Annotated in this window: 9 protein-coding genes; 7 read left to right on the plus strand and 2 right to left on the minus strand. The window is 45.2% G+C overall.

All coding sequences use genetic code 11. The annotated features are described in order from the left end of the window. The first annotated feature begins 34 nt into the window (after positions 1–34). From GY843_RS09505 to GY843_RS09530, 6 genes are all read left to right on the plus strand, one after another. Complete coding sequence (locus GY843_RS09505; RefSeq protein ID WP_297308946.1) at positions 35–307, plus strand: DUF1315 family protein; 273 nt, start codon at positions 35–37, stop codon at positions 305–307. Next, positions 307–1134, plus strand: a complete 828-nt coding sequence (locus tag GY843_RS09510) for a DUF2797 domain-containing protein (RefSeq protein ID WP_297308948.1) — start codon at positions 307–309, stop codon at positions 1132–1134. Before GY843_RS09505 ends, GY843_RS09510 begins: the two co-directional genes overlap by 1 nt. A gap of 17 nt (positions 1135–1151) precedes the next feature. Beyond that, positions 1152–3782 (plus strand): aminopeptidase N, encoded by a 2631-nt coding sequence (gene pepN, locus GY843_RS09515; RefSeq protein ID WP_297308950.1) that lies wholly within the window; start codon positions 1152–1154, stop codon positions 3780–3782. 150 nt (positions 3783–3932) lie between these two features. Next, positions 3933–4325 (plus strand): hypothetical protein, encoded by a 393-nt coding sequence (locus GY843_RS09520; RefSeq protein WP_297308952.1) that lies wholly within the window; start codon positions 3933–3935, stop codon positions 4323–4325. A 159-nt stretch (positions 4326–4484) separates the two neighbouring features. Further along, positions 4485–5072, plus strand: a complete 588-nt coding sequence (locus GY843_RS09525) for an HAD family hydrolase (RefSeq protein ID WP_297308954.1) — start codon at positions 4485–4487, stop codon at positions 5070–5072. Positions 5073–5395: 323 nt separating this feature from the next. Next, a complete protein-coding gene (locus GY843_RS09530) occupies positions 5396–5947 on the plus strand; it encodes a hemerythrin domain-containing protein (protein WP_297308959.1) in 552 nt (183 codons plus the stop codon). A 41-nt stretch (positions 5948–5988) separates the two neighbouring features. On the opposite strand, the gene GY843_RS09535 is transcribed toward GY843_RS09530, so the two are convergent. After that, positions 5989–7119: a sensor domain-containing diguanylate cyclase gene (locus GY843_RS09535; protein WP_297308964.1), complete on the minus strand. Its 1131-nt coding sequence runs from the start codon at positions 7117–7119 to the stop codon at positions 5989–5991. Positions 7120–7247: 128 nt separating this feature from the next. Then, on the minus strand, positions 7248–7853 hold the full coding sequence (locus tag GY843_RS09540; protein ID WP_297308965.1) for a riboflavin synthase subunit alpha: 606 nt from the start codon (positions 7851–7853) through the stop codon (positions 7248–7250). An 87-nt stretch (positions 7854–7940) separates the two neighbouring features. On the opposite strand from GY843_RS09540, the gene GY843_RS09545 reads away from it, so the two are divergent. Next, positions 7941–8834 (plus strand): TIGR01777 family oxidoreductase, encoded by an 894-nt coding sequence (locus tag GY843_RS09545; RefSeq protein ID WP_297308966.1) that lies wholly within the window; start codon positions 7941–7943, stop codon positions 8832–8834. The last annotated feature ends 170 nt before the right edge of the window (positions 8835–9004 follow it).

Raw genomic sequence — 9004 nt, forward strand, 5'->3', positions numbered from 1 at the left:
ATAGAACAGTTAATGACTCATATGAGAACAGTTAATGACTTATGAAGAACTGATTCAGGCGATGACGCCTGAGATGCATCAATCCCTTAAGCGTGCTGTAGAGTTGGGTAAATGGCCTGACGGTCGTAAATTGACCGATGAGCAACGCGATATCTGCATGCGTGCCGTAATTGCTTATGACCATGAAAACAAGCCAGCTGAGGAGCGGGTAGGTTACATCGACCGCACGAAAAAGGATGGCTCACAGCACGGTAAAGATCCGCTAGCGGCAGATACGATCAAAATACTTACAGACGATAAAAACTGATGCAGCAACTGGCTTGTGGTGCGTTAAAAAAGATGCGCACAGAACTGGCTGATACCGTCCAGTACTATATGCCGATAGGTGATCAGGAGATCCACTTGAATGATCTGATCGGCTCCCATATCTCATTGAGCTACCAGGGTGCTATCAACTGCACCCATTGCGGTCGTAAAACCAATAAGAGCTTTAATCAGGGTTACTGCTATCCCTGCTTTAAGAAGCTACCACAGTGTGATCAATGTATTGTTAAACCTGAATTGTGCCACTATCACGAAGGGTCTTGTCGTGATGCAACATGGGGTGAGCAGTTCTGTCTTCAGGATCACTATGTTTATCTGGCGAACTCCTCTGGCGTAAAAGTGGGTATTACTCGTGGTACTCAGATTCCTACCCGTTGGATGGACCAGGGAGCAGTACAGGCGCTGCCTATACTAAAAGTCTCTACCCGATTGCAGTCCGGTAAAGTTGAACGTCTTATCGGCGAACATGTCGCAGATAAAACTAACTGGCGCAAAATGCTCAAGAATGAAGTAGACGATCTCAATCTTTCAGAGATCCGCGACCAGCTTTTTGATCAATGCACAGAAGGTTTGACTGCCCTTGAGAATGAATATGGTATTCAAGCCATTCAGCGTCTGCTGGATGCTGAACAGATAGAGATAAATTACCCGGTATTAAACTATCCGCAGAAAGTGACCTCCTTCAATTTTGATAAAACAGAAACGGTTGAAGGGGTACTGCAGGGAATTAAAGGTCAGTATCTGATACTGGATACCGGTGTTATAAATATTAGAAAATTTACTGCCTATCAGGTCGCTTTGTCGGCCTGATATTTCAGGGTGAAAAGATGTCTCAGGAACCACAAGTTATCTACCTAAAGGACTATACGGTCCCATCCTACAATATCGAAACAACTGATCTGCGCTTTGAGCTTTTCGAAGAGGAAACGCTGGTCAAAGCTGAACTTAAGATCAGCCGCAATCCAGAGTGCAAAGCCACAAATCCAACACTGGACCTGTTTGGTCATGAAGATCTGGAACTGTGTCGCCTGACTATCGACGGTCAGGTGTTGAGCGCATCAGATTATCAGCGTGATGGAGAGATACTCAAGATCGGTAATCTGCCGGAGAGTTTTGTTCTGCAGTCGGTAACACGTATACACCCTGAGACTAATACCGCTCTGGAAGGTTTGTACAAATCTGATGGTATGTATTGTACCCAGTGTGAAGCGGAGGGTTTCCGTCGTATCACTTTCTTCCCGGATCGTCCGGATGTGATGTCGATTTACCGTACCACGGTAGAGGCAGAACAGAGCAAATACCCGGTTCTACTCTCCAACGGTAACCCGGTTGATCGTGGAGAAAGTGAGGATGGTCGTCACTGGGTGACTTGGGAAGATCCGTTCCCGAAACCTTCCTACCTGTTCGCCCTGGTAGCAGGTGATCTGCAGCATATTGAAGATAGTTTTACGACTATGTCTGGTCGTGAAGTGCGTCTGATGATCTACGCAGAAGAGAAGGATCTGGATAAGCTCGACTACGCCATGTTGTCGCTGAAAAATGCGATGAAGTGGGATGAAGAGACGTATGGCCGCGAATACGATCTGGATATCTATATGATCGTTGCGGTCGACTTCTTCAATATGGGAGCGATGGAGAACAAAGGCCTGAATATCTTCAATACGTCCTGCGTTCTTGCAAACCCTAAAACCACAACAGATGCATCTTTCCAGCGTGTTGAAGGTGTCGTTGCTCACGAATATTTCCATAATTGGTCAGGTAACCGTGTTACTTGCCGTGACTGGTTCCAGCTGAGCCTGAAAGAAGGCTTTACTGTATTCCGTGATGCAGGCTTCTCATCGGATATGAACTCTCGCACAGTTAAGCGTGTGGAAGATGTGGCTGTGTTGCGTACCGCTCAGTTTGCTGAAGATGCGGGACCCATGTCGCACCCAATCCGCCCGGATTCCTTTATCGAAATCTCTAACTTCTACACCCTGACTATTTACGAGAAAGGGGCAGAAGTAGTGGGTATGGTTAAAACTTTGCTGGGTGAAGAGCTGTTCCGTAAAGGTTCTGATCTCTACTTCGAGCGTCACGATGGCCAGGCGGTTACTACAGAAGACTTTGTTCAAGCAATGGAAGACGCTTCAGGTAAAGATCTGAGCCAGTTCCGCGCTTGGTATCATCAAGCGGGCACACCAGAGCTGAATGTCTCTGATAGCTTTGATGAAGCTAACGGTACTTATCAGTTGAATGTTAAACAGCGCTGCCCGGCGACTCCTGGTCAGGATAAGAAGACCCCATTCCATATTCCTTTAGCCATGGGCTTACTGGATACGGCAGGTAATGAAATCCAGTTGAGTAATGGAGAAACTACTCAGGTTCTGGACGTCGTCGAGTCTGAGCAGACATTTACTTTCAGCGGCTTATCTGCGAAGCCTGTTCCATCTCTGTTACGTGGCTTTTCTGCGCCCGTTAAATTGTTCTATCCATACACTCGCGATGAGCTGATGTTCCTGATGGCTAATGACAGTGATGGTTTCTCCCGCTGGGATGCTGCGCAGAAGTTGGCTGTGGACATTATGCAGGAGCTAATCGCGGCTTATCAGCCGGATACAGCTATGCAGTTGGATCAGCGCCTGATTACTGCTTACCGCAGTGTGCTGGAAACTGAAGGGCTAGATAAGGCGATGGTGAGCAAGGTTCTCACCCTTCCTTCTGAGGCGTATCTGTCTGAACTGGCTGATGTGGTAGATGTGGATGCGATCCACCATGTACGTAAGTTTGTACGTCAGCAGATCGCAGAGCAGCTGGAAGATCAGTTGTTGAAAATTTACCGGGAGAATGACCTTGAGGTTGAATACTCGCCTGATGCGGATTCAATTGCGCGTCGTAGTTTGAAAAACCTGTGCCTTGCTTATCTGATCTCTCTGGATAAAGAAGAATATCTGCAGCTGGCTCAGTCCCAGTACAACAAAGCGGATAACATGACTGATATGCAGGCTGCACTTGCATTGGTTGCTCATTCACCTTTTGCAGATGAAGCTGAGACGATGCTGACAGAGTTCTACGAGAACTGGAAAGAGGAAAGCCTGGTAGTAAACCTATGGCTATCAATTCAGTCTTGTGATCCGAAAGCGGGGGCTCTGTCACGTGTTGAAAAGCTGATGCAGCATCCTGCGTTTGATAGCAAGAACCCAAATAAGCTCCGTTCAGTGATCTCAGTGTTCTGTATGCAGAACTCGATCAACTTCCATGCAATGGATGGCAGTGGTTATCGTTTCCTGGCTGATCGTATTATCGAGTTGAACAAACAGAACCCTCAGATCGCTTCCCGGATGTTGACACCGCTGACTCGTTGGAAGAAATATTCACCTGAACGTCAGTCGCTTATGAAGGCTCAATTAAATCGAATCAGTCAGAGCGGAGAGCTATCAAAAGACGTTTACGAAGTAGTCAGCAAAAGCCTAGCATAATATTTAGTATATTCGCCTTTAGCCGGGGGGACGGATCGATTTACCTCGGCTATACTCCTCTGGAGTGTATGCCGGAGTACTACCCAAATAGTTCTGATGCTCCGGAGCGAAGTTAAAAATAAAAAATGTACCTGTTACCAAGGATTCGATATGTCACAACTACTGTCTGCAGAAGATAAATTCGATATTCAGCAAAATTTCCGCCGTTACATGCGTCTGAAAGACAGTCACGAAGCGGCTTCTGACGCTTATAAAAATGCTAAAGCTAACCGTATTTGGATTGCCGGAATTGTTCTGCTAGTTTTTGCGCTGGCTTCCGACTTTTTCCTAGGTGCCGCAGCGGGTTTGTTTGGTGTTTATTTCTACAACGTTATATCCAGTTGGTTAGACTCAAACTCCAGTGATGAGAGCCTTGAAGAGCTTGACCGTTGGTTTGCAACGAAAGCACTGAAATTCGAAGGTCGTATTCTTTACTTCAAGCAGGACGATCTGCTGGAAAACCCTCTGGATCCGTTTAACGAGTCTTGCTACAACGCGGCTTAATTTCTTTAAGTAAGCTAAGTTATTCCCAAGTGCCGAAAAGCTTTGCTTTTCGGCACTTTTGTTTTTAGATCTAAATAATCTTTTATTTATCGATTTTCGTATGAATGGATAGGTAAATATTATTAGCTGTCTTGTTATCAAGTCTCATCAGGAACCAGAATGTTAAAAGATCGTACAAGTTGGATATTTGATTTGGACGGTACTCTGACTCTGCCCGTGCATGACTTTGCTCACATTCGCCAAGAATTAGGTATGGCTCCAGAGGTGGATATCCTTGCTACTATCGAGAAGTATTCGGGTGAAGAAAAACGCACTATGTTGGCGCGCTTAGATGAATTAGAGCGTCACTATGCTGCACTTGCAAAGCCTGCTGAAGGTGCTTTGGACCTATTAGAACTGCTGAAACTAGCAGGGCATGACTTAGGTATTCTCACCCGGAATACCAAAGAGATGGCTCTGCTATCGCTTCAATCAATAGGTGCTGGAGACTATTTTGCAGAAGCTGATGTACTAGGTCGGGATGAAAGTGAGCCAAAACCCTCACCTGATGGAATAAATTATCTTATAAATCAATGGAATAGCTCAGCTAGTGATGCCGTTATGGTGGGTGATTTTCACTTTGATCTGCTCTGTGGTGCGGCTGCAGGTGTAAAGACGGTTCACGTTGATAAGCGGGAAAGGCACTGGCCAGAGGTTACTGATGTGAGGGTTTATAGCCTGAGCGAATTGATTTTATTACTGAATTAAAAGTTGGCCCATCGCTTGCTATATCTAGGGGGAGAAAGCGTTTGCTTTACTCTTGGCCTACGTATAGGGCTGATTATCAGTTTTCTATACAACCTTTCAGACCAAAGGGCGCAGCTCTTTGGTCTTTTTTTTGTTGGAGCGATCTCCTCATCGCGATAGCTTGTTCGGTATGAAGGCACTTCATCAACAACTATTTTGTTGCGCTGCGACAGACAATAGTCGAAGGCATTCTCCTAAGCGTTTATCTATTGATTCTTATCAAAAGCTCACGAGTTACTTTGTCTATATTAGGGAGAGTTTAAAAATCCTAGCGAGGTGCATGTATGACGATTCTTACAGAGCTACATCAGGATCATGTCAATCTCAATAAACTGTTGGTTATGTTACGACAGAAGGTAGACAAGCTAAGAGAGGGCGAGCAGCCTAACTTCAATCTTATTGCGGATGTGATTAGTTACATTTCCGGCTACGCAGACGGTTTCCATCATCCTAGAGAAGATCGTATGTATGAGTTCTTAGCGGGTCGTAACGACGCTTTGGACCAACTTCTCTCCTCATGTGAAAAAGAACACGAAGAACTAAAAAACTCCAGTCAGCAACTGAAAGATGCTATTGATGGTGTGTTACATGACGCCGTCATACCGATGAATGAATTTGCAGATCTGCTGGATGATTACGTCAGTCGTCAGACTGCTCACCTAAATCTGGAAGAGGGTGAGCTGTTCCCTAAAATTGATGCTGTAGCGACAGAGCAGGATTGGAAGATGCTTGGTAAGTTGTTACCTGCGCCAGAGGATCCGCTATTCGGTGAAAAACAGGCGCATGAATATACAGATCTTTATCGTGAGTTGATCATTGATCTGAACGCGGCGTAACTAGTTTAGTTTTCTCTGTTTGGAAATATCGAAACCTCGCTTCAGGCTTCTTGAGCGGGGTTTTCTTTTATCTGAGGAAATTTAATAAATGAGATCTGATTTCTACCGTTGTGCTTGGATTGGTAAACGCCCTTATCTGCTGCCTGGATCAGTTTGTAGCCAATATCATCAAGCTTTGTAGAAGGGTAACGGGCTGGCTCGCACAGGGAAATGCCGATTGAGGTAGTCATACGGAACGGTTTTGACTCTTCATCGCGGAAGATCAGGCGGGATAACTTGGTTCGTAGTGTTTCCGCAATTTCCATACCCTGACTATGCCCACAGTTGGGAAGAAGTACAGCGAACTCTTCACCACCATAACGGGCAACAATATCAGTTTTACGTAGTTGCTTATTCAGGAACAGGCCGACGGTTCTAAGTACTCGGTCTCCGGTCTGGTGACCATAGGTATCGTTGACCGTTTTGAAGTGGTCCAGATCGAGGAACAGGCAGGTAAGTGGGTATCCACCACGGCTGCCACGGGATAGCTCGCGAACTATCTCTTGCTCAAATGAACGTCGGTTAAGCACCTTAGTTAGCATGTCGATACTACTCAAGCGGTGCAGATTTTCCTGATTGATACAGTTTTCGATACAGACCGAAATGACCGATGACAGATGCTGAATGTAATCGTAACGCACGTGTTCGGTATAACGGCTCACGTCGTTACTACCCAGATGTAGACTGCCAATCAGACAGTTCTGTCTAATCAGCGGTAGTAGAGCACAGGATTGCACTTGGCTTTCGGAAACGGGGAATGCTTCGCGACTCAGTGCTTCACTGGGTGTCCCCACAATCATTTTGTTATTTGGGTAGATCGATTTTAGTAGGCGCTGACTTTGTACAAAGCGGAGAGTGTTGCCAGGCTGTGGTGGTATATAGTCATCAAGTAGACTGCGAGCAGCGTGTTCGGGATCGAATAGAATTAGGTTGACGTTGCTAAGACGGAAGAACTCTTTAAATTCGATAAGGATGAGATCAAGCAATTCAGCCAAACGGCTGCAGGAAAGCAAACGCAGTTCTACTTCAAAAAAACTGCTCAGGATCGCTTCATTCCGCTCCGCTTTGCCGATCATCAGCCGCAGGGTGCGTTTCAGCTCCTGATTTTCACGTTCCAATGAGCTTGAACTCATCCTCTCTCCTTTTTCAGGCTATAAAAATCGTTATCGGCCGTCAGATAAAAATATAGAGGATTTTTTTAACTTTTCTTTGAGAAATTTTAATGACAATTTTATATATATTTTAATAACTTAGCTTACGCTTAACGGTTGCTCATATATTGTTCAACTGTCTCCACAATAGCCTGGGTATGGGCATCAACTTCCATATTAATAAGATCACCTATCTGCTTCTCACCAAAGGTGGTGATAGAGAGGGTTTCAGGAATCAGATACACGTTAAAACGGTTACCCGTTACTTCACCAATGGTTAGGCTGCAGCCGTTAAGAGCAATAAAACCCTTCGGGAAAATATAGCGTTTCCACTCTTCGGTTGTTTCAAACCAGATAATGCAGTTGTTTTCTGGCCTTTCTATCTCAGCAATTTTCACCTGCTGATGAATGTGACCGGATAACAGATGCCCACCAATCTCATTGCCAAAACGGGCTGCTCGTTCAAAATTAACCGTATCACCTGGTTTTAGTTCTCCCAGATTAGTAACGCGTAGGGTTTCCATAATCAGATCAAAGCTAACAAGGTTACCTTCAAAAGCCGTTACGGTAAGGCAGGTGCCATTCAGGGCAATACTTGCTCCAAGCTGCAGGTCATCACTGCGTTCCTCTGGAAGTTCTATCTGTAACTGCATGAAATCTGATTTTTTTTCTACAGAACGGATAACTGCTTTGCCTTGAACAATTCCGGTAAACATAAGTGCACTCTTACAAAAATTCGCTAATCTGAAGTAGGGTAACAATCGTACCAATAATGTCGTGTATTGGGGACCAGGGAAATAACAATGAAAATATTAATCACAGGTGGAACCGGGTTTATCGGACAGCATCTTATCCGTAAACGCCTGTTGGCAGGAGATGAAATCTACTGTCTGAGCAGAGATCCGGACAAAGTTGAGCGTACATTTTCTGGAAAAGTAGCGGCTTTGAAAACATTGCCTGATCCAGAGGGTTTTGCAGTAGATGCTGTAGTCAATCTAGCCGGTGAACCTATCGTTGATAAGCGTTGGAGTGAATCGAGAAAACAGCTTCTGCGTGAAAGCCGGATAAATCTAACGACTGAATTAGTTGACTGGATAGCCAAACTATCCGTAAAACCTGACGTGTTAGTAAGTGGCTCAGCTATTGGCTATTACGGCAGTGTAGAGGGAGATCGGAAGCTTGGTGAAGGTGATGATTATACCCCTGGCTTTACTCATGACCTATGTCATGATTGGGAAAACACAGCCTTGAATGCAGAAAGTACAGGGGTTCGTGTATGTCTTATCCGTACAGGCGTAGTGCTGGGCCATGGCGGAGCATTAAGTAAGATGTATTACCCGTTCAAAATGGGGTTGGGTGGCCCCGTTGGTAGTGGTAAACAGTGGATGTCCTGGATCCATATTGATGATGAGGTTGAAGTAATTGAGATGTTACTGACTCATAGCCAACTGTCTGGTGTTTTTAATCTCACTTCACCTAATGCAGCGACGAATGCTGAATTTTCCAAAACGCTGGGCAGAGTAATGCATCGCCCGGCTATCCTGCCTATGCCTGCTTATGCGATGAAACTCTTATTGGGGGAAGGGGCTGAGCTGCTATTGAAAGGGCAGCGAGTTTATCCTGAAAAACTCCTTCAGGTTGGTTATAAATTTAAGTATCCAGATCTGGAAGAAGCGCTTGCGAGTATTTGTACTTAGGGCCTGTTAGCACTAATTTATTAATCCCTGTTGAGACTAGATCTGCCTACAACTTGAGAGATCTTGCTTCTAAATCGTATAACCCTCTTTAAGTCCGAATTTGCTTTTCGACTTAAAGAGGGTGGAGAGCTCCGTTTCTCAGAAAGCTCAGGCTTGATAGTTCTGCGGAA

Source organism: Neptuniibacter sp. (assembly GCF_024231755.1).
Taxonomy (GTDB): domain Bacteria; phylum Pseudomonadota; class Gammaproteobacteria; order Pseudomonadales; family Balneatricaceae; genus Neptuniibacter.

Bases quoted from the DNA above. Each gene is read 5' to 3' on its own strand.
- GY843_RS09505 (WP_297308946.1), top strand. From the start codon at position 35: ATGACTTATGAAGAACTGATTCAGGCGATGACGCCTGAGATGCATCAA.
- GY843_RS09510 (WP_297308948.1), top strand. From the start codon at position 307: ATGCAGCAACTGGCTTGTGGTGCGTTAAAAAAGATGCGCACAGAACTG.
- pepN (WP_297308950.1), top strand. From the start codon at position 1,152: ATGTCTCAGGAACCACAAGTTATCTACCTAAAGGACTATACGGTCCCA.
- GY843_RS09520 (WP_297308952.1), top strand. From the start codon at position 3,933: ATGTCACAACTACTGTCTGCAGAAGATAAATTCGATATTCAGCAAAAT.
- GY843_RS09525 (WP_297308954.1), top strand. From the start codon at position 4,485: ATGTTAAAAGATCGTACAAGTTGGATATTTGATTTGGACGGTACTCTG.
- GY843_RS09530 (WP_297308959.1), top strand. From the start codon at position 5,396: ATGACGATTCTTACAGAGCTACATCAGGATCATGTCAATCTCAATAAA.
- GY843_RS09535 (WP_297308964.1), bottom strand. From the start codon at position 7,119: ATGAGTTCAAGCTCATTGGAACGTGAAAATCAGGAGCTGAAACGCACC.
- GY843_RS09540 (WP_297308965.1), bottom strand. From the start codon at position 7,853: ATGTTTACCGGAATTGTTCAAGGCAAAGCAGTTATCCGTTCTGTAGAA.
- GY843_RS09545 (WP_297308966.1), top strand. From the start codon at position 7,941: ATGAAAATATTAATCACAGGTGGAACCGGGTTTATCGGACAGCATCTT.